General features: G+C 60.3%; 19 protein-coding genes. 7 read left to right on the forward strand and 12 right to left on the reverse strand.

Features of this window, described 5'->3' with window-relative positions; translation table 11 throughout:
• The 5 genes from AB7M25_RS15795 to AB7M25_RS15815 all read right to left on the reverse strand — a co-directional run bounded on the left by AB7M25_RS15795 (position 1) and on the right by AB7M25_RS15815 (position 4610).
• Complete coding sequence (locus tag AB7M25_RS15795; RefSeq protein ID WP_104448147.1) at positions 1 to 648, reverse strand: amino acid ABC transporter permease; 648 nt, start codon at positions 646 to 648, stop codon at positions 1 to 3.
• A gap of 1 nt (position 649) precedes the next feature.
• Entirely contained in the window at positions 650 to 1330 is a 681-nt protein-coding gene (locus AB7M25_RS15800; protein WP_102699563.1) for an amino acid ABC transporter permease, read from the reverse strand.
• Between the two features lie 3 nt (positions 1331 to 1333).
• Positions 1334 to 2110, reverse strand: coding sequence for an amino acid ABC transporter ATP-binding protein (locus AB7M25_RS15805; protein WP_104448148.1), 777 nt, complete (start codon positions 2108 to 2110; stop codon positions 1334 to 1336).
• A gap of 16 nt (positions 2111 to 2126) precedes the next feature.
• A complete protein-coding gene (locus tag AB7M25_RS15810; protein WP_102699561.1) occupies positions 2127 to 3092 on the reverse strand; it encodes an ABC transporter substrate-binding protein in 966 nt (321 codons plus the stop codon).
• An 84-nt stretch (positions 3093 to 3176) separates the two neighbouring features.
• On the reverse strand, positions 3177 to 4610 hold the full coding sequence (locus AB7M25_RS15815) for an amino acid permease (protein ID WP_454237600.1): 1434 nt from the start codon (positions 4608 to 4610) through the stop codon (positions 3177 to 3179).
• Positions 4611 to 4960: 350 nt separating this feature from the next.
• On the opposite strand from AB7M25_RS15815, the gene AB7M25_RS15820 reads away from it, so the two are divergent.
• From AB7M25_RS15820 to AB7M25_RS15830, 3 genes are read left to right on the forward strand one after another with little or no spacing between them, the layout of a single operon-like run.
• Entirely contained in the window at positions 4961 to 6379 is a 1419-nt protein-coding gene (locus tag AB7M25_RS15820) for an aminotransferase-like domain-containing protein (protein WP_429385300.1), read from the forward strand.
• Positions 6380 to 6383: 4 nt separating this feature from the next.
• Positions 6384 to 7628, forward strand: a complete 1245-nt coding sequence (locus tag AB7M25_RS15825) for an NAD(P)/FAD-dependent oxidoreductase (RefSeq protein WP_429518154.1) — start codon at positions 6384 to 6386, stop codon at positions 7626 to 7628.
• A 27-nt stretch (positions 7629 to 7655) separates the two neighbouring features.
• Positions 7656 to 8006 carry a RidA family protein gene (locus AB7M25_RS15830; RefSeq protein WP_258680910.1) on the forward strand — a complete coding sequence of 117 codons (351 nt, stop codon included), beginning with the start codon at positions 7656 to 7658 and terminating at the stop codon, positions 8004 to 8006.
• 12 nt (positions 8007 to 8018) lie between these two features.
• On the opposite strand, the gene AB7M25_RS15835 is transcribed toward AB7M25_RS15830, so the two are convergent.
• The 4 genes from AB7M25_RS15835 to AB7M25_RS15850 form a co-directional block, all read right to left on the reverse strand.
• Entirely contained in the window at positions 8019 to 8597 is a 579-nt protein-coding gene (locus AB7M25_RS15835; protein ID WP_429385302.1) for an eCIS core domain-containing protein, read from the reverse strand.
• A gap of 41 nt (positions 8598 to 8638) precedes the next feature.
• Positions 8639 to 9115 (reverse strand): GFA family protein, encoded by a 477-nt coding sequence (locus AB7M25_RS15840; protein WP_429518152.1) that lies wholly within the window; start codon positions 9113 to 9115, stop codon positions 8639 to 8641.
• Positions 9093 to 12029 (reverse strand): sensor domain-containing phosphodiesterase, encoded by a 2937-nt coding sequence (locus tag AB7M25_RS15845; RefSeq protein ID WP_429518150.1) that lies wholly within the window; start codon positions 12027 to 12029, stop codon positions 9093 to 9095. The genes AB7M25_RS15840 and AB7M25_RS15845 overlap by 23 nt, the downstream gene beginning before the upstream one ends.
• A gap of 295 nt (positions 12030 to 12324) precedes the next feature.
• A complete protein-coding gene (locus tag AB7M25_RS15850; protein ID WP_454237601.1) occupies positions 12325 to 13290 on the reverse strand; it encodes a Rieske 2Fe-2S domain-containing protein in 966 nt (321 codons plus the stop codon).
• A 601-nt stretch (positions 13291 to 13891) separates the two neighbouring features.
• Between AB7M25_RS15850 and AB7M25_RS15855 the strand changes: the two genes are divergently transcribed.
• Positions 13892 to 14791, forward strand: coding sequence for a LysR family transcriptional regulator (locus tag AB7M25_RS15855; protein WP_454237602.1), 900 nt, complete (start codon positions 13892 to 13894; stop codon positions 14789 to 14791).
• A 24-nt stretch (positions 14792 to 14815) separates the two neighbouring features.
• Here the strand turns inward: AB7M25_RS15855 and AB7M25_RS15860 are convergent, their stop codons facing one another.
• The gene (locus tag AB7M25_RS15860) at positions 14816 to 15061 is read right to left on the reverse strand and encodes a hypothetical protein (RefSeq protein ID WP_454237603.1); all 246 of its coding nucleotides are present in this window, start codon (positions 15059 to 15061) and stop codon (positions 14816 to 14818) included.
• Between the two features lie 411 nt (positions 15062 to 15472).
• Here AB7M25_RS15860 and AB7M25_RS15865 point away from each other — a divergent pair, with 411 nt between their 5' ends.
• Entirely contained in the window at positions 15473 to 16795 is a 1323-nt protein-coding gene (locus tag AB7M25_RS15865) for a DUF1329 domain-containing protein (protein ID WP_454237604.1), read from the forward strand.
• A gap of 53 nt (positions 16796 to 16848) precedes the next feature.
• On the opposite strand, the gene AB7M25_RS15870 is transcribed toward AB7M25_RS15865, so the two are convergent.
• Positions 16849 to 17010 (reverse strand): DUF2986 domain-containing protein, encoded by a 162-nt coding sequence (locus tag AB7M25_RS15870; protein WP_007974875.1) that lies wholly within the window; start codon positions 17008 to 17010, stop codon positions 16849 to 16851.
• Positions 17011 to 17367: 357 nt separating this feature from the next.
• Between AB7M25_RS15870 and AB7M25_RS15875 the strand changes: the two genes are divergently transcribed.
• A complete protein-coding gene (locus AB7M25_RS15875; RefSeq protein ID WP_454237605.1) occupies positions 17368 to 20685 on the forward strand; it encodes an Ig-like domain-containing protein in 3318 nt (1105 codons plus the stop codon).
• A 73-nt stretch (positions 20686 to 20758) separates the two neighbouring features.
• On the opposite strand, the gene AB7M25_RS15880 is transcribed toward AB7M25_RS15875, so the two are convergent.
• Positions 20759 to 21289 carry a nucleotidyltransferase family protein gene (locus AB7M25_RS15880; protein WP_218474574.1) on the reverse strand — a complete coding sequence of 177 codons (531 nt, stop codon included), beginning with the start codon at positions 21287 to 21289 and terminating at the stop codon, positions 20759 to 20761.
• Between the two features lie 253 nt (positions 21290 to 21542).
• Here AB7M25_RS15880 and AB7M25_RS15885 point away from each other — a divergent pair, with 253 nt between their 5' ends.
• Positions 21543 to 22880, forward strand: coding sequence for an MFS transporter (locus AB7M25_RS15885; protein ID WP_454237606.1), 1338 nt, complete (start codon positions 21543 to 21545; stop codon positions 22878 to 22880).
• Positions 22881 to 23332: the final 452 nt, after the last annotated feature.

Here is a 23332-nt window from a genome sequence, read left to right on the forward strand (position 1 = left end):
TCAGTGCCTGGTTTTGCGCTCGAGCATGCGCACGGCCAGTGAAAGCGGATAACACAGGGCAAAGTAGATCGCACCGACCAGAATGTAGATTTCCAGCGGCATGAAATACACCGAACTCAAATCCTGTGCCCGCAGCATCAAGTCCGGTGCCGCGATCAGCGAAGCCACGGACGTATCCTTCAACAGCGAGATCGCGACGTTGCCTATGGGCGCCAGCACGATGCGGATGGCCTGGGGCAACACGACCCAGCGCAGCACGTTGTGGCGTGCCATGCCAATCGCTTTCGCCGCTTCCACCTGCCCCTTGGGCACGGCCTCGAGCCCCGCACGGTAGATCTCTGCCAGGTACGCCGCAGCGTTCAGTCCCAGGCCAATCATGGCAGCCTGGAACGAGCTGAAATGAACGCCGATTTCGGTCAGGCTGAAATAGACGATGAACAACTGCACCAACGCCGGAGTGCCACGGAACAGCTCGATGTAATAGAGCGCCGCGCGCCGCAATGCGCGGTTGCCGGAAAGCCGTGCCAGCGCCACCAGCAAACCGACGATCAAGCCGATGACCAACGCACCGAACGCCAACTGGAGTGTGGCCCAGGCGGCCGCCAGCAATTCGACATGGGTCGCGTCCCACAACTCGCCATAGCCCATCTCAATTCTCCTTGACGACTTTGAGACGGCGTTCGGTGCGCGCCGCCCAGTGGGAAAGCACCAGGCTCAGGATCAGGTAGATCATCGCCAGCAGGAAGTAGATCAGGTTGGTCTGGTAGGTTTCGCTGACCAGCATTTTCGCCTTGAACGTCAATTCCGGCACCGCCGCCGCCGACGCCAGGGAGGTGTCCTTGAGCAGGCCGATGGCGAAGTTGGCCATCCCCGGAATCGCCACCTTGAACGCCTGTGGCAGCACGATGATGCGCATCGCCAAAGACCGGGTCATGCCGATGGAGAACGCCGCTTCGCTTTGACCACGGTCAATGGTGCGGATGCTCGACCGGAAAACCTCCGACAGAATGGCCGCACCGTTCAGGCCGAAACCGATAATCGCCGCACCGATGGCCGGCAAGGTAATGCCGATATAGGTCAGGCCAAAGTACAGAATGAACAACTGGGTCAGGATCGGTATGTTGCGAAAGATCTCCAGGTAAACGCTGGCGATCAGGCTCAGGAGGCGGCTGCGCGAAAGCCGCATCAACGCCAGGCAAAAACCCAGCAGCGCCGCCACTACAAACGCAGCAGCCGTCAGGCCGATGGTGGTCAGCGCGCCGACGCCCAGCACGTTCAAGAAGTACGGCAGCATCTCGATGGCTTTGTTCAGTGCAGTGGTATCGAACATCGATCAATGCTCCTGCACGGCGCGGATGAAGGAGCGGGTACGTTCGACCTGGCTCTCGCGGAAAATCTGCCGCGGCGGGCCCTGTTCGACGATATTGCCGTCGGCCATGAAGATCACCTGGTCGGAAACGCTTTCGGCGAAGCTCATTTCGTGGGTGACGATGATCATCGTCATGCCCTCCTCCGCCAGCCTGCGCATCACGCCCAGCACTTCCCCGACCAACTCCGGGTCCAGCGCCGAGGTCGCCTCGTCGAACAGCATCAACTTGGGTTTCATCGCCAGCGCCCGGGCAATGGCGATCCTTTGCTGCTGCCCGCCCGACAGTTGCTCGGGAAATGCATCGCGCTTGGCAAACATGCCGACCTTGTTCAGCAGGTCCTCGGCCAGCTCCACCGCTTCGGCGCGATTGCGCTGCTGCACCTTGAGCGGACCGAGGATGATGTTTTCCAGCACCGACAGGTGCGGGAACAGGTTGAAGCGCTGGAACACCATGCCGATTTCGGCGCGCATCCGCGCCAGTTCCTTATCGCTCATGGGCACTTTTCGGCTGCCCACCAGGCGCTGGCCGATCAGTTCGTTGTCAATGTAGATGTCGCCTTTGGTCGGCTCTTCCAGGTAGTTGACGCAACGCAGCAAGGTGGTCTTGCCCGAGCCGCTGGGGCCGATGAGCGAGATTTTCTGGCCCTGCTGCACGTTGAGGTCGATGCCTTTGAGAACGTCCAGGCTACCGAAGGACTTGTGCAGCCCTTCGATACGCACCAGTGGAGTGGATTCAGCCATGGGTCAGGTCCTCGATTCAGGCAAAGGCCTGACTGAAATCACGGGCTGGATGCTCGAAGGGTCCAATGACATTGCCCTTCTCGTCGCGGTCCACACCGATGCGCGGGTCCTTGGCGGGCGGTACGAGGTAGTCCGGGTTCTTGATGCCGTACTTGGCCAGCACCGGTTTGATCTGATCCGTGGCTTTCAACCAGCGCAGCCCCTGGTTCACCCCATCGAACAGGTCCTGGTTCTGCGGATGAACGCCCCAGATCGCCTCGAACTTGGCGGTCAGGCTGGGGAATTTCTCGTCGTAGGCCATGGGGATCTGCTTGAGCTTGAGGCTCGGGTCCTGAAGGATCATGTAGTCGATGGTCGGCGCATCCAGCACGGCGAAATCCAGGCGCCCGGCGCGCACGTCGCGCAGGCAGGAATCGGTGTTGTCGTAGAGTTTGACCTCCTTCACACCCTCGATTTTCTTCATGTCGGGGATGGTGAAATAACCGGTGATGGCGCCGATGGTGCGGCCCTTCACATCGTTGACGGTGATGGAGGTATCGAACGGCTCGCTGTCGCGCATGATCACGTAGGCACCGGTGTAGAACACCGGGTCGGTCAACAGCAGGATTTTCGAGCGCATGGGGTTCCACGCGAAGTTGCCGCCGAACCAGTCGGCACGCCCGGACCGCACGGCTTCGACCACCGCCGGGAAACCCATGGTCAGTACGTCGAGCTTGAGCTCGAGGCGGTCGGCAATCAGCTTGAGCAATTCCAGATCGGTACCGACCGGGACGCCTTCGCGCAGCGCGCCCAGGGGCATGTCGCCCAGGCAGGCCGCGGTCAGGTAACCGGGGCGTACGGTCTTGATCGGTTTGTCGGCAGCGAATGCGAACGACATCGGGCCCGTGGCACTGGCAGCCATTGCCGCCAATGAACCGTAGCCTGCGGCCTTGAGCACTGCGCGCCGGGAAACACCCTGGGTATTGAACTTGAAGTCGGACATACATCACCTATAGGCAAATTATTGTTGTGACCGGTACAAGCCTTGCTACTCAACCGCCGTCCGTGGCGCGATGCTTCCCGTGATTTATGACCGTGTCGGCAGACCCGCGAGGATGTCGATGGCATTGACGTGGGGGGTGGCGGCGGTTTGCCGTTGGCGCCTGAGGACCAGGTAAGCGACAGACACCACAGCGAGGCTGACGAGGCTGGCCAGGAACTGTGTACGCAAGGATTCCTGGAACGCCATGGCCACCAATACACCCGCAATCACTGCCACCACAGCATAGGACAGCCACGGGAACAGCCACATCCTGAGGGTCAGCCGCGCCGGTGCGGTGGCTTCGACCTGACGGCGTACCCTGATCTGCGCCAGTGCTACCGCCAGGTACACGAACAGCATCACCGCACCGGAAGCGTTGACCAGGAACAGGAACACGCCCTGCGGAGAAATGATCGCCGCCATGATGGCGATGTAGCCGATCACACTGCTGAGCAGTACGGCCGCCCTGGGCACTTTGCGCCCGGTCAGCACCGACAGCTTTGCCGGAGCGTCGCCGCGCTGGCTCAGGCCGAACAGAATCCGCGAAGACACGTACAACCCGGAGTTCAGCGCCGACAACACGGCCACCAGCACCACCGCCTGCATGATCATCGCCGCACCGGGAATACGCATGACCTCCAGCGCTGCCACGAACGGCGAATGACCGGCGACGATCTGGCCCCAGGGCACCACGCAGACGATCAGGAAGATCGAACCGACATAAAAGGTGATGACACGGAAGATCACCGAACGGGTCATGTTCGCGACGTTCTTCGACGGATCGTCGGACTCGGCAGCGGCAATCGTCGCGATCTCGGCGCCGCCGACAGCGAAGATCACCGTAGGCACGCCGGCCAGGATCGCACTCACGCCGTAAGGCATGAAGCCGCGGTCATTCACCAGATTGCCCAGCAGCGCGCTGGTGCTCGGCGCGAACCCGAACAGGTAGGCGCCCACCACAAAGATGAAGACGATGATCGCGAAAACCTTCAATGAGGCGAACCAGTACTCGAACTCGCCATAGGACTTCACCGACAGGCAGTTGATGGCGGTCATGATCGCCAGCAGGCTCAGCCCGATCATCCAGGCCGGCAGCGGTATCCACTGTTCAAGGATATTGGCGCCGACCACCGCTTCCACTGCCACCACGATCACCCAGAAGTACCAGTACAACCAGCCACTGGTGAACCCGACCCAATTACCCAGGCCGATACGCGCGTATTCGGTAAAGGAGCCGACACCGGGCAGCGCCACGGCCATTTCACCGAGCATGCGCATCACCAGCATCACCACGATGCCGGCAGCGAGATAACTGAGAAACGCGGCGGGCCCGATCGCCTGAATCGTAGCGCTGCTGCCGACAAACAGGCCGGCACCAATGATGCCGCCCAGGGAGATCATGGTGATATGGCGCTGACGCAGAGCCCCGCTAAGGCGTTGCTGGCCAGATGTTGTCTTGCTTGGCTGGACGTTGCTCATCGGAGGACCTCCGCTGCGGTGGATAGGGACGATCGACCGGATAAATTCATCGAAGACTTTGCGCGAGGGGGACAACTCACCGGATACTCTGTGCCGCCCACTCTCAGGGGCAAGAGGCTTAGGTGTCGGGTAGCCAGGACTGAGCCCGGCTGGAAAGTTCTATGAGTCATGTGCTTACCCGTTTGGGCTGGTCATCGCCAGCCATTTTCTTATTGTGTTGCATGACAAGCATTACAACTCACACACTAATCACGGTTTTTTAGCTTGTCAATGGGCTTTGTATCGGATAAAAAGCAATACAAATTCGCTTATTGTCTGGCTCAGAGCATGACAAGCAGGGATAAAGCACCATGAGTCAATTCGAACAACTGCTGGACGAACTCAAAGCCAGCGCGGCGTTGCAACGCGACAAGGCAGAAACCCTTTATGCCCAACTGGCCGAATCGCTGGCCGAAGCGATCGGCAACGGCAAGCTCAAGCCGGGCGAACGCCTGCCACCCCATCGTGATTTCGCCAGCGCACTGGGGGTGAACATCACCACGGTGACCAAAGCCATGGCCGTGCTGCAACAAAAAGGTCTGGTGGAAAGCCGCCCGGGCCGCGGGACGCAAGTTGCACAGCCGCGGCATCCGGCGGCGCAATTTCAGTCGGCCCCCAGCAATGACCCGGGCACCGTCGACCTGAGCGTCAATCGCCCCGCCACCCATGGCTTCAATCGGGTGTTGGCGCAGCTGTTGCCGCGCCTGGCGAGCGATCCGCGTTTTGCCGACATGAAGGACTATCACCCGTCCGAAGGTCCGCTGTGGGCCCGTGAAGCGGCGGCGCAATGGCTGCGCCACACCGGCGTCGAGGCCCAGGCCTCGCAGATGCTGATTTGCGAAGGCGCCCAGCACGGGATCGCCAGCACCTTGCGCAGCCTGACCAACAGCGGCGATACCGTGCTGGCCGACAGCGTGACGTATCAAGGCATCAATGCCTTGTGCCGTTCACTGGGGCTGATTCTGGTGGGGGTCGACGCCGATGAGCGCGGCATGTCCCCCGAAGCCCTGCGCCAGGCCTGTGTCGAACATCAGCCACGCCTGTTGTTTCTGGTGCCGTCGATCCATAACCCGACCGCCATCACCCTCGATGCCGAGCGCCGCAAAGAACTGGCGACAGTCATTCGGGAAACCAGCCTGCTGGTCATCGAAGACGACGTCTATCGTCCCCTGCTGGACAAGTCGCCGGCGCCTTTCGCCGCGCTGCTGCCGGAGCGCACGATCTATATCTCGGCCCTGTCCAAATGCATCGCGCCGGGGCTGCGCATGGGATTTGTCATGGCGCCGCAACCCCTGGTGCAGGACATCGCCGCCATGCAGCGCATCGACTGCTGGAGTACGTCACCCCTGACGGCGCTGATTGCCGCCCGGTTGATCGAGGACGGTCATGCCGAGCAGTTGGTGTCGGAACAGCGCGAAGAATTGCGCATTCGCCAGGCACTGCTGGCCACGCACCTTGAAGGCCTGGAGTTCCAGCACAGCGCCACCGGCACCCACGCCTGGCTGGTACTGCCGGAGCCCTGGACCGGCTCGCGTTTCGCCCGCCTGTGCCAGGACCGCGGTGTGGTGCTGCTGGCCGGCGGTGCCTTCACCTTGCGTCCGGAACTCTCGCCGCAAGCCGTACGCATCAATATCTCCGCGGCCCTGTCACGGGAGCAGTTGATCAAAGCCCTGACCATCATCAGCCAGTTGGCACGTCAGGGTCACCTCCACATGCACAACCGGATCTGAGGACATGACACAGCCCGTTCATTGCGAAATTGCCGTTATCGGTGCCGGCGTTGTCGGCGTTGCCACCGCCCTCTGGCTGCGCCGCCAGGGTTACCAGGTCGTGTTGCTGGAGCGCGAGGCGATTGCCAGCGGCGCGTCCTATGGCAATGCCGGCACCCTGGCCCCGTACGGCGTGATGCCGATTGCCCAGCCGTCGCTGCTGAAGGCGATTCCGTCACTGCTGTTTTCCAGGGAGTCGCCCTTCGTCATCAACTGGGCACGCCTGCCAAGGTTGATGCCTTGGCTACTGCGGTTTCTCAATGAATGTCGCGCATCGCGCTGCGAGGCCAACACCCAGGCCCTGAGCAATATTCTCCAGCACACCTACAGCGGCTATGCGCCGCTGCTGGCCGACGCTCCGCTGGCCGACCGGCATTTGCGTCACAACGGTTGCATCTATGCCTACGGCACCGAGCAAGGTCTGGCCGGTGCGCGACCGGCAATCGAATTGCGCCGCGCCCTGGGCATTGCCCAGCAAGTGCTGAACGCGGCGGATGTCGAACAATTGGAGCCTGCGCTCGCAGGCAAAGCGGTCGGCGGCATTCTGTTTCCCGAGTCGTCGCACATGGATGACCCGCGCGCCTTCATCGAAGCGCTGGCCGCGCCACTGATCGCCGAAGGCGCAGTGCATCAGGCGACGATCACCACCGTGCAGCGCAAGAGTGACGGCCTGTACCTGGGCAGCGCCGAAGGGAAAAGCTGGCGGGCCGACCGTGTCGTGCTGTGTGGCGGTGCCTGGTCCGCGGCACTGGCGCGTCAGGTGGGTGATCACATTCCACTGGACACCGAACGCGGCTACCACATCGAATTCGATCTGCAGGACACCCTGCTCAACCGCCCCTGCTGCCCGGTGGAAAGTGCGTTTTACATGACGCCCATGGCGGGTCGCCTGAGGGTCGCGGGCACAGTGGAACTGGGCTCGATCAATGACCCGGCCAATCCGCAACGCTTCGACTACCTGGAGCGCCACGTACGCCGGGTCATGGGCCTGACCCAACCGGTCGCGCGCAAGTGGCTCGGGTTCCGCCCCTCCCTGCCTGACTCGTTGCCGGTCATTGGACCGTCACCCAACGAACCACGATTGATCTATGCCTTCGGCCATCAGCACCTGGGCCTGACCCTGGCCGGAGCGACGGGCCAGTTGGTGGCGGACTGTATCGCCGGCAAGGCGCCCCAATGGCTCGACAGCTTTTCCGTGCAACGCTTCTGAGCAATGCCTTCCAAAGGAGTGCAATTGATGCAAACAATCGAACGCAAGCAGACCAACCAGCGCATGAGCCAGATCGTCATCCACGGCAATACGGTTTACCTGGCCGGGCAAGTGGGGGAATCGCGTCACGACATCACCGGTCAGACCCGCGATGCCCTTGCACGGGTGGATGACTTGCTGGCACAGGCCGGTTCGTCACGGGAGCAGATGTTGCAAGTGACCATCTGGCTCGCTGACATGGCGGATTTCGCCGCCATGAATGCCGTTTGGGATGCGTGGGTACCGGCGGGCCATGCCCCCGCCCGCGCCTGTGGCGAGGCGAAACTGGCAGACCCGGCGCTGCGGGTAGAAATCATCGTCTGCGCCAACCGGGGCTGAGTCGGAAGGGCTTCAGTCAGCCCCTTTGCGCACCGCCCGCCTGACCTCGGCCTGTATGGCATAGGCCGGTGCCTCCACGGCATTGAAATCATGGGTATAGCGCTGGGCAAATCCCTGCACACCCCATTCCTGATATTGCTGCACATGCTTGAGTTCGTGAGCCCAGAGCGCGACGTCCGTTTCTGCGGCTTGGGGGTCGCGGAAAAGGATGATGTCGATCAGCGTCACGGCACCGACATCGGGGTTCTGCAGCATGGCCGTGGCGGCGCTGAATTGTCCGTTGTCGCTGATTTTGTAGCGCGCGGCATCGAGGACGCCGGGATCGTACCAAGGCAGCAGTTGCTCACGGATATGCGCAGGAATGGGTTGGGTACCGGCGCTGGCGGCTTCATCACGGGCCTGGGTCAGCCACAGCGCCAGGGCCGGCGTCGCGATCTGGTAAACGTCCTCGGGCACCACGTCCGGCAGGCAGATGCAGCCGTCCAGGCACACCTGTCTCTCGCCAGCCGGGCAGTCGCTGGTCCGGGCCGGCACTTCAAGTGCCAGGCAAAGAACAAACAGCGCCACCAGAGGTGTGGTGATGGGCGGCATTCGGCGCTCCGGGCAGCGGACAGTGGTGAACCGTTTCCGGGTCAGGCATTGACCTGGAGTTCATGCAGAAGAAAACCCAATGATTCCGGGGCTGCGCAATGACTTTTTTCCGAGCGTTGTTCATCCCATGGCATCGCGTCATCGGTGCAGAAATCTCCAATGCATTCCATGCTCAGCTCGGCGTCGAGCAGTCCGAGCGGAATCCAGAAATAAGGCGTTTCGCGAAGTACATTAGGCACGGTCGAGCCACATCGCGAGCAAAAGTCATTTCGGTACCCGCTGGATTTGCGCCAACCGGTGATCACTTCTTGCCCTTCTTCCCATCGAAAGTCGCGAGCATTGACCAGTGTGGCGAGATTATGGCCGACCCCGGTTTGCTTGCGGCACAGCGTGCAATGGCAGCGATAGAAAAAACGTGGTTCTACCGCCAGGAAAAAGCGTACAGCCCCGCAAAGACATTGCCCTGATGCCATGAGTCTCTCCCTTGAAAAATGTTCATCCGTGTTGGCTTGCGCCATGATATCCGCTTGATCCCTGGCGGCCGAGCAGTTCACTCGCCAACAGCGCTTTCAACGCCATCGGCTTGGCAAAGTGATAACCCTGGGCCTGTCCTGCCCCCATTTCACGCAGCAGCTCCAGTGTCGCTTCATCCTCGACACCTTCGGCCACCACACTCAGGTCCAGCGACTCGGCCATCCGCACAATCGCCCGGACAATCGCGCGACTGCGGGAACTGGTGGTCAGTTCGAGGATGAACGACTTGTCGATTTTCAAACCGCTGAAACGGTACTGATGCACATAGCTCAGGGAAGAAAACCCTGCTCCGAAGTCGTCGAGCACCACCGACATGCCGTTGTCGGCCAGTTGCTGCATGGTCTGTCGGGCAATGGCCGGCTCGGCGACCAGCGCTCCTTCGGTCAGTTCCAGGCAGATCCGCGACGGCGACACCCGATGCTGCGCCAGCAGTTCCAGCACCTCACTGGCGAAGTCGGGGCGCGTCATGCTGTAGCTGGAACAGTTGACGTGCACCGCAGGCCAATTGGCGTGCTCGGGCTGCGCGAGGATCTGGGCAATGCTGGTCAGCATGTACAGGTCCAGTCGACCGATCAGGCGCAAGCCTTCGACATCCGGCAGGAACTCGCCCGGCGCGATCACCCGGCCGCCCGGCTGATGCCAACGGATCAGCGCTTCAAGGGCCAGCAGCTCGCCGGTTTCGACGCTGACGATCGGCTGGAAATACGGCAGCAGTTCGTCAGTACGCTTGAGCGCGTTGCGCAAGGCCCCTTCACGCTCGACCTGGTCCGAGACTTCACGGCGCACTTCCTGGTTGAACACCGCGTAGCTGTCGCGCCCGGCACTCTTGACCCGGTACATCGCCGCATCGGCATCGCGCAGCAAGTCGGCGGGCTCGTGATGGAACTGATTGTCGGCGCTGACGATGCCGATGCTGCAGGACGAAAAAACCTCATAGCCATTGATGAAAAACGGCAGGTCGAACGCCACCAGGATCCGCTCGGCGATTTCGATCATCACGTCCAGCGGGGCCTCGGGCGCCAGTACCGAAAACTCATCGCCCCCCAGGCGTGCCAGCATGTCGGCTTCGCGCAGACAACCGCGCAATCGCTGGGCTGCCTGCATCAACAGCAGGTCGCCAAAGTGGTGGCCGAGGCTGTCGTTGACCATTTTGAAACGGTCCAGATCGATGAACATCACCGCCAGGTGCCCGCCTTCGCGGCCGAACCGCGACCAGGCCAGATTGAGGCGCTGTTGCAGGTAGGTGCGATTCGGTAGCCCGGTCAGCGCATCGTGGGCGTTTTCGTGCTGCAACTTGGCATTGGCGTGATCGAGTTCGCGGGTGCGGCTCTGCACTCGGGCTTCCAGCTGGAGGTTGGCGGCATGGATCGCTTCAGCGGCCGTGCGTCGCGACAGCGCCGTGTCGATGTGCCGCGACACGAATGTCAGCAGTTCCTGGTCACGCTGGGTATAGCGCACCTGCGAGGTATAGCTTTGCACCGCCAGCACGCCACGCACCGCGTCGTCTTCGAACAAGGGAATGCCCAGCCAGGAGTAAGAGCGTACAGACTCATGGGCAAGTTCGATTTCACCCTGAACGGACAATCGTTCGGCCTCGGCGACGTCAATCAGGCAAGGTCGGCGCTTGCGGATCACATATTCGGTCAGGCCCCTGCGCCCTCGCCGTGCCGGCGGGCAGGTCGTCTGCCGCTCATCCACGTAATAGGGAAAAGTCACTTCGCCGGTGGTGTCGTCGAACAGCGCAATATAGAAGTTCTGCGCGAACAGCAGATCACCGACGATGCCATGCAGGGTCTTGAACAGCTCGGCCATGTCACCGGGCTGGCTGGACAGTTCGGCAATCTGGAACAGCGCGCTCTGCAGATGTTCGGCGCGTTCCCGGTCTGCCACTTCCTGGCGCAAAGCATCGTTGAGTGCGGAAAGTTCCAGGGTGCGTCGCATCACCGTTTCTTCCAGGTCCTCCCGGTGCAGAATCCGGTCCAGCGCCATGGCCACGTGACGGGCGACCACCAGAAACAACGCGCGGTCTTCAGCACTGTAGACACGCGAAACGTCGTAGACCTGCATCGCCAGCATGCCAAACACGTCATCCGAGGCGTTTTTCAACGGTGCGCCCATCCAGAACTCGGGACGATCACCTACGCAGTGGAAACGGTTTTGTGCCTGGGCCGCGAGAATGCCGGCGGAATCGATCAGCAATGGCTGGCCACTGGTCAACACCTGCCCGGTCAACGACAGGCGCGAAGGGTCAAGGTATTCATAGTTTTCCGATTCCAGGGCATCGACGTCGATGATGTCGACGTAATACGGGTAATCGATCTTGCCAGTGTGCGGGTTATACAGCGCGAGATAGAAGTTCTCGGCGTCGATCAGGCTGGCCAGCAGCCGGTGAACCCCCACCAGGAACACTGAACGGTCACGGGTCGAACTGGCCAAATAGGTAATTTCATACAGCACACGCTGGGTGATCTGCGCACGGGCCAGGGTATTGGTCTGTAGCTCGATGCCCAGGCGCTGGGCAAAGTCTGCGAACGCAGGCTCAGCAGCATCATTGACGGGTGCGAGCAGCCAACCCAGCTCACTTTCGCCTCTGCCGGTCGGCCAACGATGCAGGTTCGACGTCAGGCAAAAGGCTTCAAACGCCTCATTGGCAATGCTCGAAGGCCATTGCGCCCGCGGATCGCCTTGCCCGACCCAATGCATTTGTTCGCCGGCGCGGTAGAACACCCAGGCAGTGCTGTGGGCCCAGTTGCGCGCCGAGTCCAGCACCTGTTCGATCGAGTCTTCGTTGCCAGCGTAAGCCATGCCGACAGTATCCGGATTCACTATGGGTTGGAGTGCGGCCACTTCGCAATGGCTCGAATGCCGCCGGGAGTCGGTCAATGTACGAAAACTCATCAGGGCTCCCTGAGCCAAAAACCGCGGACACTCACTGACTGATTGCTAGCAATATGCCACCTATCATCTTATCTATAGCTTATAGCTTTTTTTTCAATGATTTGTTCACTTTAGTACCAGGTATGAGACGGGCTGCAAATTATTCGCTGCGTATTGCCCGGGCCAGCGTCTCTATGAAGCGTTCCATCGTCCTGAATGACGCGAGAACCGCAGTGGCGGCAACTGGTCCAGACAAAGAAAACGCCACTCTATCGAGTGGCGTTCTTGTAGTGCTTTCTATGGATGGGACCATTGATCAGGCAATGTTGGCTTGAGGTGGCGCATCAACAAAAAACTGTCGATACCACTTTCTCAATTCGAACAGCTGACCGTCCGCCTGGCACAACAGCGGAGACTCGCGATAAACCTTGTTCTCCCAGATTTCGACATCCTCGTAGAAGGCCTTATGGGCAAACCCGGCGTATTCCTCGGCAATGGCGTCAATATCCGCAATCGCATGATCATGGCGCAGTTTCAATCCGTAGCAAAGGTCCAGACTCTCGTGATCGACCGGCGTATGGAAGTTGACCTGACGGCTTTCGTGGGTACCCTGCATTTCAACGTGCATGACGCCGGGTCCGAAGTAGGTGGCCACCGTCTCCAGTTGACTGCCCAGTGTGGGGTGCTGGCCAATCAAGGAAATCTGCCGCGCGATGTGCCTGTCGTACTCAACGGTGATCTTGTCGATGGGCGACTGGTGAACGATGGCGAAGTGCGGGGTATCCACCAGGTTTTCGATGATCTCCTTACCCTGGGTCTTGATCCTCCAGCGCTTGAAGTACCAACGCGTCCAGCCCTCCTCCCCACTCATTTCGGCTGACCGCGGAACCTCCCATTCGGGCTCGCCGCCTTCAGGGTCGAACCAGAGATGAATCATCTGGTTGAGTTCGCGCACGTGGTGCCATTTCAGGGCGCCTTCCTTCGCCTTGGGTGGAATACGCTCCGAGTACGGAATGGCGGTGCACTTTCCCTCCTGATCGAACTGCCACCCGTGGAAGGGACAGCGAATGGTATTTCCTACGCAACTGCCGCCGCCAAGGTGGGCGCCAAGGTGAGGGCAATGCGCATCGAGTATCGCCACTTCCTGGTTTTCACTCCGAAAAGCCACGTAGTCCCGATTGAAGTACTTGAACGATTTTATTTCCCCTGCGGCCAGCTCACTTGAAAAGAGCACACCAAACCATCCCTTGGGGAATCGTTCAGAAAAAAAGTCTTTTTTCACGGTTGTATCTCCAGGTTTTTATTGTTTTTTGTGCGTCACCCTATGCGTCAGAACCAGACAGCAACTCCTCTCTTTCGCAAGAAACAAATATTCCAGCGCCCTCACTTACATTTCGAAGTTCATCATGAAGTGATCGTGATTAATGGGTGCGTTACCAGTCAACATTATTCATTCGAGCTTATAGCCCCGGTCCAAAGCAATGCTGGCCACATACATAGTGATCAGGCAACTTCGAGATTATCCGTGCAAAATCAACCATCTTCCTTCCGCTATTGAAGTTAACTTTCAGGGCCAACCGCCTACAGATGAATGTGAAGAAAACTAGTAGTGGCAGAACTCTGTGTAAAGGTTCAAATTTGCACGCAGCAGTGCTTTCTCGCACTCTACAGCCAAGTTGCCTTAATGCAGGCATACACCGTGCACGCCATGAGGCCGCTTTGAGTTCCGGGTTTACCAGATGGTTGATCGCTGCCCCTCTACGTGCTTTTATGCACAGCCCGCCCTTAACCAGGTACTGATCCAGCACAAGTAAAACCCGTGTTTGAGGGGAAAGATCGGGCTGCACGAGCCAACACTATTAGAACAAAAAGGTGCTTCGAGAATGCTGGACTGGGACGATCTACGTTATTTCCTCGCCGCCGTTGAAGCGGGCTCCTATTTGGGCGGCGCGAAAGCGTTGGGGGTTAATCGAACAACTGTAGGCCGTCGTGTCGAAGCACTGGAAAAACGCATCGGCAGTCCACTCTTCAAACAATCGGCGTCCGGATATCATCCAACTGAAGTAGGCGTCAAAGTCTTGAAGTGTGCTAAGCAACTCGAAAAGCATGTCGCGCAGTTGTCATCCACACTCATCAAGCAACAAGGCGCACTGGAAGGACATGTTCGCGTTGCCGTCGCAGCGGAACTGGGCAACGACCTGCTCCCCGACATCATGCGCTTTCAACAGACCCATGCCGAAGTGACCGTTGAAGTTTCTAGCGTACGCGACCCGGCAATCGCTCTGACCCAACGCAAAGCCGACATTGCCCTGGGGGTTTTGAGGGCAAGGCCTGAGTATTTGACAGGGCTTTGCCTGGGTAGATTGTCACTTGCGGTTTATGGCGCCGCGAGTCCCCCTCGCCCCCGTGTGGGCCCGGAGCACTCAACCTGGGTTGGGTGGTCTGAAGACATGAACGGTTGCATGCTGGCAAGCTGGATGACCCGTCATCTCAAGGAAGACGCCCGGACCGGTAGCTGGGTAGACTCCTGGGCCGCGCTCAAGGCGGCCACTCAAGCGGGTCAAAATGTCGCGCTGATGTGGCAAGCCTTTGCCGAGCCCGACCCCGGGCTTGTCCAGCTTCCGGGGTTCATGACGGGGACAGGGCAAGGATCGGGTCTCTGGCTTCTATCACTCGAAGCGATTCCGCTGGATGCCTGCAAGAAAGAGATGTTCGATTTTCTGTTCTCCAGCCTCAGGCACAAGCTCTGCGGCGGGCCGGGTTTCACAGCAGCTGCCCACTAGCCCCCAGGATTTCAATGCGACCTGTCAGTCGTCATTGTCATCGTGATCACGGTAGCGACGGTGATCGCGATCATGGTCGCTACGATCATAGCCACGACGATCATCGTCACGGTCATAACCTCGATCATCGCCCCCTCTCCAGTCGTCACCACGTCGATGATCATGATCGTGATATCGCCCGTACCGCTCTCCGTCATCCCAATGCGGGCCGCAGCCTCCCAACAACACGGCGCTGGAAATGGCCACGATCAAGATTACTGCGCGATTCATGAAAACGTCCTGAATGTCGGGATTATGGAAGGGTCACGGCTGCTCGAAACGTTCAGCCATGGCTATGACCATTCAGTAACTCAATGATTCCGCTGGGAAATACAAACAAGTGACGGTCACTCTCAGCGATCACGCCATCGAAATGCCCGCCGAGGCCAACCGGGCCTGTCATCAATAGCCAAGGGGCTGTCGTCGAATGAAAAGCGCCTGTGATGCGTGGGGCTTTTAATGGTTCTTCACGCAATCCCGGGAAACACAATACCTGTAGGAGCCAGCTTGCTGGCGATGGTCGTTAACGATAACGCGTGTGAACTGGATTAACGCGGCGCTAGTGAGTCCATCGCCAGCAAGCTGGTTCCTACAGCTTTCCGGGAAGAAGTTGCCTGGAACGCCAGGCAGGAGAACAACAATATGAAATTCGTGAAAACTCTTCTGGCTGCCGTACCCCTACTGGCGCTGGCCATCGATGCCCAAGCCTATGTATCGAGCCAGGAAGCCGCCCGGTTGGGCAGCAGCCTGACGTGGGTGGGTGCCGAAAAGGCCGGTAATGCCGATGGCTCCATTCCGCCCTACAACGGTGGCCTGACCACCGCCCCGCCCGGTTTCAAGTCCGGCGACAGCATGCGCCCGGACCCTTTTGCCGGCGAAAAACCGCTGCTGGTGATCAACGCCAGGAACGTCGATTCGTACAAAAGCATGCTCACCGCCACCACCGTAGCACTGGCCAGGCGCTACCCCGGCTTTCGCATCGACGTGTATCCGACCCACCGCACGGCATCGCTGCCCCAGGCGGTACTGGACAACAGCCGCCGGAATGCCACCCATGCCAGGTCGCTTAACGGCGGGATCGCCATCGACAATGTGATGCCCGGGGTGCCGTTCCCGATCCCGCAATCAGGCGCCGAAGCGATGTGGAACTTCCTGCTGCGCTACCAGGGCGTCAACATCCATTCCAAGTACGACTCCTGGACGGTCGACACGGCCGGCGTACCGAGCCTGGCGGTCACCGGCGAGGCATTCGTCTCCTTCCCGATCTACGAGAACATGTCCAAGCCGTTCAACAGCTCGGACATTTATTATCAGTTGAAATTGTCCTATACCGGGCCTGCGCGCCGAGCCGGCGAGTCGATCATGCTCAAGAACGCCACCAATCCATCGGAGTTTCCCGGCCGCGCCTGGCAGTACATGCCGGCCCAGCGCCGGGTCAAGCAGATTTCGATCCTGGCCTACGACACCCCCAACCCCGGTACTGCCCGTGCGCTCGAGCTGTATGACTGGACGCTGGTTGGCAAGCAGGAAATGATCGTGCCCTACAACACCTACAAACTCACCTACGCTCGCGACGCCAAATCCCTGACCACGCCGAATTTCATTGCCCCGGATTTCGTTCGCTGGGAAAAACACCGGGTCTACGTCGTGGAGGGCAACCTCAAGCCCGGCGCCAGGCACATCTACCAGAAGCGCCGCTTTTACCTGGATGAAGATACCTGGGCCGCGGTGGCTTCCGACCAGTACGACACCCGTGGCCAGCTGTATCGCGGCTCCTTCGCTTTCTTCAGCCAGAGCTATGACCAGCAAGTCCCGGATGCCACGCCCTTCATGACGTACGACCTGTCGAAAGGCACCTATAACATCAATGGCGTGGTGGGCCCTCATGGCGGCATCCGCTACATCGAGCCGCTATCGACGGCGCAGTGGGTGCCGGAGTCCATGGCGGGCGCCGGTATTCGCTGAGTGGGTGGTGGCAGAGCGCCCTGATTGGAAAAAGGGGGCGTGAGCTGCGCGGATCAGCTCTCGCTGGCAACAACCGGGTCTTGAGCCGCTTCGGCAGCCAGCTTCAATCGGTCAGCCTTGCTGATGTACTTATCCTTGCTTTTCGGTGCCAGTTTGGCACTCGCCTTTTTGGCGTTAGCCTTTAACAACTGATTTATTTTCTTGCGACGATTCATGCTGTTCTGCTCAACCGGTATTTCTTGAATGATATCAGCTTAACCATTCAGGCCGGGCTGCCACTTTCCCCATAACTGGGTTACTTCACCCACCCTTCCGGGTAATCACCACCAAACCGGAGGAATATCCCCCGCATCTGTCGCCCATGATCCAGTCAACAACCTGTTCATTTACCTGGATTTTTTCTTTGCCCGGGTGATGGCTCATTAGTTGCACTCCCCCCACTTGTGCCCACCACAGCGGTCGTCCCGGACATGGAGACGACGGGACATCAGCCGAGGGGTAAAAAAATGAAAAGCGCGACACCACCATGCAATTCCTTCGACCGGCTGCGCAGATCAAGCCTGCCTTGTGCGATGCTCCTTTCCCTGGCCACGGCAGACGCTGCGCCACTGGACGATGTCAGCCCGCCGCCACCGACGGACCCCTCAGCGTTTACCAACCCGCCGGCCGACCCCAAGGCCGCGCTGGATGCCATTCTGACCATGCCACCCACCAACGTGGGCGCCATCGCCCTGCCCAACGGTGTGTATGGCGACCGGTACACGCCACGGGCCGAGAACGTGCTGCCGCCAGCCTTGCAGACATCGTTCAAGATTCCCACCAACGGCAAGCCCAGCCCGTTGTTCGGGGCGCAGCCGTACACTCAGCAACTGCTGTTGTTCGAAGAATTCGGCACGGAAAAACTCGACCCGACACTGCCGGCACCGCCCCTGACCTTCCCGCCTCCAACCGTCGGCCCGGCGCCCGTGCAGGACCCGAACAGCATCGCCCGCAGCGGCCCTTCGGCTGCGTCGCTCGAAGCTTTCATGCGCCAGCCCGGGCTGTACCCGTTTCCGTCACAGTATTCCAACGTGCTGGACCGTAACCCGTGGAAAGCGCAGGTAGAAGCCTTCCTCAACCGCCATCCGGTCGGCTCGCCGGCCGAGGGGCGTCCGCCAGGAAAAGGCTGGTCGCACCAGCGCTGGAACGAGTTCTACCCACAGGTCGCCTTCAAGACCGCCCAAGCGGGCGCCAAGCTCAACGGCGGCATGCGCGACCGCCGCCAGTTGCACAACTACGCCGTCGGTGAATTCGGGCCAGGCGGGCTCTACAACCAGACGTCGGACGCCCCGGTCATCGCGGGCACCACCAAAGGCATCGACACGCGTTTTCACCCCAACATGCCGATTCAGAACCACAAGGCGCTCTGGACCTTCGACGGCACCTTTCCACCAAAACTGTTGATGGTGCGCTACGGCCAACCGGTGCTGATGCGACACTACAACGCCCTGCCGATCGATCCCTCGGCCAACATGGGGTTTGGACTGCACACCCTCAGCACCCACGAACACAACGGCCACTCCCCGGCCGAAAGCGACGGCTATGCCAATGCGTTTTTCTTTCCGGGGCAGTACTACGACTATCGTTGGCCGATCCAGTTGGCCGGCTATGACAGCATCAACACCACTGCGCAGGATCCGCGCGCGGCCTTCCCCTGCGCCCCGGGTGAAACCCTGTTCGTCAACGACGCCACTCCGGGCCTCAAGACCTGCAACAACGGCAGCATCAAGATCCGTGGCGACTGGCGCGAGACCATGAGCACCCACTGGTTCCACGACCACATGCTCGATTTCACCGCGCAGAACGTCTACAAGGGCAACGCGGTGATGATGAACTACTACAGCGCCATGGATCGCGGTAACGAAGCCATGGAAGACGGCGTCAACCTGCGCCTGCCCAGCGGTTCGGCCTTGCCCTGGGGTAACCGTGACTACGACGTCAACCTGATGGTGGCCGACAAGGCCTGGGATGCCAATGGCCAGTTGTGGTTCAACCCGTTCAACACCGATGGCTTCCTCGGCGATCAGATCCTGGTCAACTGGCAGTACCAGCCGCGCCTGAACGTGCGTGCGCGCAGCTATCGTTTCCGCATTCTCAACGGCTCGGTGTCGCGTTTCTTCAAGATCGCGCTGGTGCGTGAAGTCGTCGGCACCGGTGGCGAATTCCCCGGTCCGGCAGGTTCCGGCCTGTCCTATACCCGTGTGCCGTTCCACATGATCGCCAACGACGGCAACCTCATGGAACACGCCGTGCCGTTCGACGGCAGCATGGACCTGGACGCCGACGGCGATGTGCAGGACCACAACTCGATCCTGCCCACCCAGGGCATTGCCGAGCGCTTCGACATCATCGTCAACTTCTCGAAATACGGGATCAAGACCGGCGACAAGCTGTACTTCGTCAACCTGATGGAGCATCAGAACGGCAAGGGTCCGGAGAGTATTCCGCTGAGCCTGGCCGATGTGCTGTCCGGCAAGTACAAAGCGGTGCTCAAACTGGGCAGCAAGGGGCTGGAATGGGACTTGGGTGACCCGGCGGTGGGCAAGTTCATGCAGATGGTGGTCCAGCCTTATGCCGGCCAGGACGTGAGCATGAACCCCGCTGACTATGAACCCGCCAAACCGGGTAAACCGGTCGGCAAGGTCATGATTCCGCTGACGGTCAACCGCGACGATCCAACGATGCAGGCCAAGCTCAAGACAGTGCGGCATCGCGAGTTTATCTTCGGCCGCTCCGACGGCACCGACGGAGAACCCTGGACCATCAAGACCGACGGTGGTTTCGGCAACCGCGCCGACCTTCGCCGGATCAGCGCCGCGCCGCAACTGGCCACCGGCCCGACCCCTGCCGGGTTCTCCGGCGACGGCACCCTGGAAGTGTGGAAAATCAAGAACGGCGGCAACGGCTGGAGCCACCCGGTACACGTGCATTTCGAAGAAGGCGTCGTCCTCAGCCGCGACGGCAAGGCACCGCCGGAATGGGAAAAATGGGCACGCAAGGACGTCTATCTTATCGGCCAGGGCATCGACAGTACGGTGGACGTGGACATCGCGATCCGCTTCCGTGAATTCGCCGGGACCTACATGGAGCACTGCCACAACACCCAGCATGAGGACACGTCCATGTTGCTGCGCTGGGATACCGAGAACCCGGGCCAGTTCCAGTTGATGCCAACGCCTCTGCCTGGCTGGGACGGCGTGACCTACGTCAACTCCGCCGCGCTGCCTACCTTCCGCACGGGCGATACCCGTACCAACGACGATAACCAAAAACCAATCGCCAACCCCGACAGCGCCATCAGCAACACCGGCCAACCGGTGACCATCAACGTGCTGGCCAACGACACAGACCCTGACGGTAACGTGCCGCTTAAAGTAGTGGGCCTGGCACAACCGGACTCCGGCAAGGGCTCGGTCAGCACCGATGGCCTGCGCGTGATCTACACGCCACCGGCCACGGTCGCCGCGCCGTTCACCGCGACCTTTACCTATCAGGCCGCCGATGCCAAGGGTGCGGAATCGGAACTGGCCACGGTATCCGTGGCGGTCTCGGCAGGGGTCGTCGAGAACCTGATCGTCACCGGCGCTACCGTCACCTCCCGCAGCAACAGCCGCTGGTATTGGGTACTGTCCGGCACCACCTCGCGTGGCACGGGCAATACCATCACGGCGACGGCCACGACAACAACCGGTACGGTGAACCTTGGCACCGCCACCCTGACCACTACGCCTACAGGCGCGCGCTGGAATATAGCGGTGACAACCGTCGGCAGCGGCCCGTCGCCTGCCCCGACGGCGACCATCAAGTCGGCCTTCGGCAAAACCGTGACGGTGCCGGTAGTGAAGAACTGAGTTTCAACCTGGCTTTAGCGACGAGGGCCTCAAAGGATCTGAGGCCCGAATCGGTAAGTTCAGCTGCTTGCGTTCAACTGTGCGGCGCGATGATCCTGAGCCATGGCCAGCGAGCCTGATAACTTCTGGCCTTCTGATCGAACAGGTCCGGCCTGGGATTTCCTGGATTGATTCGAAGCAGCCCGTGCTCTGTGTCGGCCAGGCCGTTGGGGGCATAGACCTCGCCGGTGGCGACATCCCAACCGATGCAGGTACCGGCAACCAGGTAGCGATCGACCCCGTCCCTGGCCGACTGGAGCCTGGGATAATCCCCGCCGAACCGCTGGCTGTACCACAGGTGAACGCGCGCCTGATTCTTGACCTCAACGTTCACGTCGAGGTCGTTGAACAGCTGCCGGGCTGACTGGATGACCTCATTCTCTGCCTCCCAGGACAGATCATCATCGAAGTAAAAGACGTCGTAATCCTTCACCCCCCATTCTGGCGGTCGCTGTGACTGATGATTCCAGACCGCCTGGAACAGGCAACCGGCCGTGAGCATGCATTGGTTCAAGCCGAGCTCGGGCAAGCGTGTGTAAATTTGTGCGTTGACCGGATTGGTCATTGCGATCCTGACCAGGCTTTCGGCAGTCAATGTCATCTTCATCCCTTCCCTATCGATCTGATCCTGGCGACCGACAATACCCGCGGTGCTTTACAAATTCACGAAAAACCCGGCACGGCCGATCTGGTGCCAATCAGGGGTCATTCAAGGGTATGAAGTCGGTGTTGACTATGTGGATGACACTTTTGAAGTGAGCCGCCGCCGTGCCTGCCCCGATAATCGATAGCTTACTGACGAACTGTCGAGGTCAAGCATGACGAGCGCAAATACGGAACAAGTCAGCCCGGGAACACTGAGAAGAGTGATTGTCGCCGCCGGCATCGGCAATTTCGTCGAGTGGTTCGACTTCGCCGTCTATGGCTTTTTGGCCACGACCATCGCCCAGCAATTTTTCCCCAGTGGCGATGCCAGTGCCGCGCTGCTCAAGACCTTTGCGGTGTTCGCCGTGGCCTTCGCGTTTCGGCCCCTTGGCGGGATTTTCTTCGGCATGCTGGGCGACCGGATCGGCCGCAAGCGAACCCTGGCGATGACCATTCTGCTGATGGCGGGTGCGACGACCCTGATCGGTCTGCTGCCCACTTATGCGGCGATCGGGGTCATGGCGCCGATTCTGCTGTCGCTGATCCGTTGCGCCCAGGGTTTTTCCGCCGGGGGCGAATACGCGGGTGCCTGTGCCTACCTGATGGAGCATGCACCGCGCGACAAACGAGCCTGGTACGGCAGCTTCATTCCGGTGTCGACATTTTCCGCCTTCGCCGCGGCAGCCGTGGTGGCCTACGCGCTCGAGGCGTCATTGTCGGCCGAAGCCATGGGCAGTTGGGGTTGGCGCCTGCCGTTCCTGATTGCTGCGCCGCTGGGCCTGGTGGGGCTTTACCTGCGCTGGAAGCTCGACGAGACGCCGGCATTCCAGGCGGTGACCCAGGAACATGCGGTGGCCCACTCGCCGCTCAAGGACACCTTGCGCAACCATGGGGCAGCGATCTGTTGCCTGGGCGCCTTTGTGTCACTGACCGCCCTGTCGTTTTATATGTTCACCACCTATTTCGCGACGTACCTGCAAGTCGCCGGTGGCCTGAGTCGCGCAACCGCATTGCTGGTGTCACTGATTGCCTTGCTGTTCGCCGCGGCGATCTGCCCGCTGGCCGGGCTGTATTCCGACCGGGTCGGGCGTCGCATGACGGTGATGACGGCCTGCGCGCTGTTGATCGTTGTCGTGTATCCATCGTTCCTGATGGCCAGCTCCGGCTCGTTCGCAGCGTCCGTCGTCGGCGTCATGCTCCTGGCGATTGGCGCGGTGTTGTGTGGCGTGGTGACGGCGGCCTTGCTCTCGGAAACCTTCCCGACCCGCACTCGATACACCGCCTCGGCCATCACCTACAACATGGCGTACACCCTGTTCGGCGGCACCGCGCCGCTGGTGGCGACATGGCTGATCAGCACCACCGGCAGCAACCTGTCGCCGGCGTTCTACCTGATCGCGATCGCATTGCTCGCATTGGCGGGTGGACTGGCATTGCCGGAGACCTCGAGGATTTCCCTGCATGAAGTGGCGGCGCAGGAGAAAACCGAAGGCGTGGGTGCCTCCGCCTGAGACACGAAACGAGCCGGCAGGCGTCATGTCACCGCGGTTTTCCCCAGAGGCCTTTGACTGGCCAGCAAAACCCTGCACAATTGCCGGCTGTTTTTGGGGCTTTCACTGGTTTGGAGGCCGCTTGCTTGCCAGCGATGGTCGTTAACGATAACGCGTGTGATCTGGATAAACGCGGCTCCTGTAGGAGCTGGCCTGCCAGCGATGGTCGCTAACGATAACGCGGGTGAACTGGATGAACGCGGCGCGCTTGAGTCCATCGCCAGCAAGCTGGCTCCTACAGTTTCAGCGTGGGCGCAGTCCCTTGTAGGAGCTGGCTTGCCAGCGATGGTCGTTAACGATAACGCGGGTCAACTGGATGAGCGCGGCGCACTGGAGTCCATCGCCAGCAAGCTGGCTCCTACAGTTTCAGCGTGGGCGCAGTCCCTTGTAGGAGCTGGCTTGCCAGCGATGGT

This window comes from Pseudomonas sp. AP3_22 TE3818 (genome assembly GCF_053628995.1).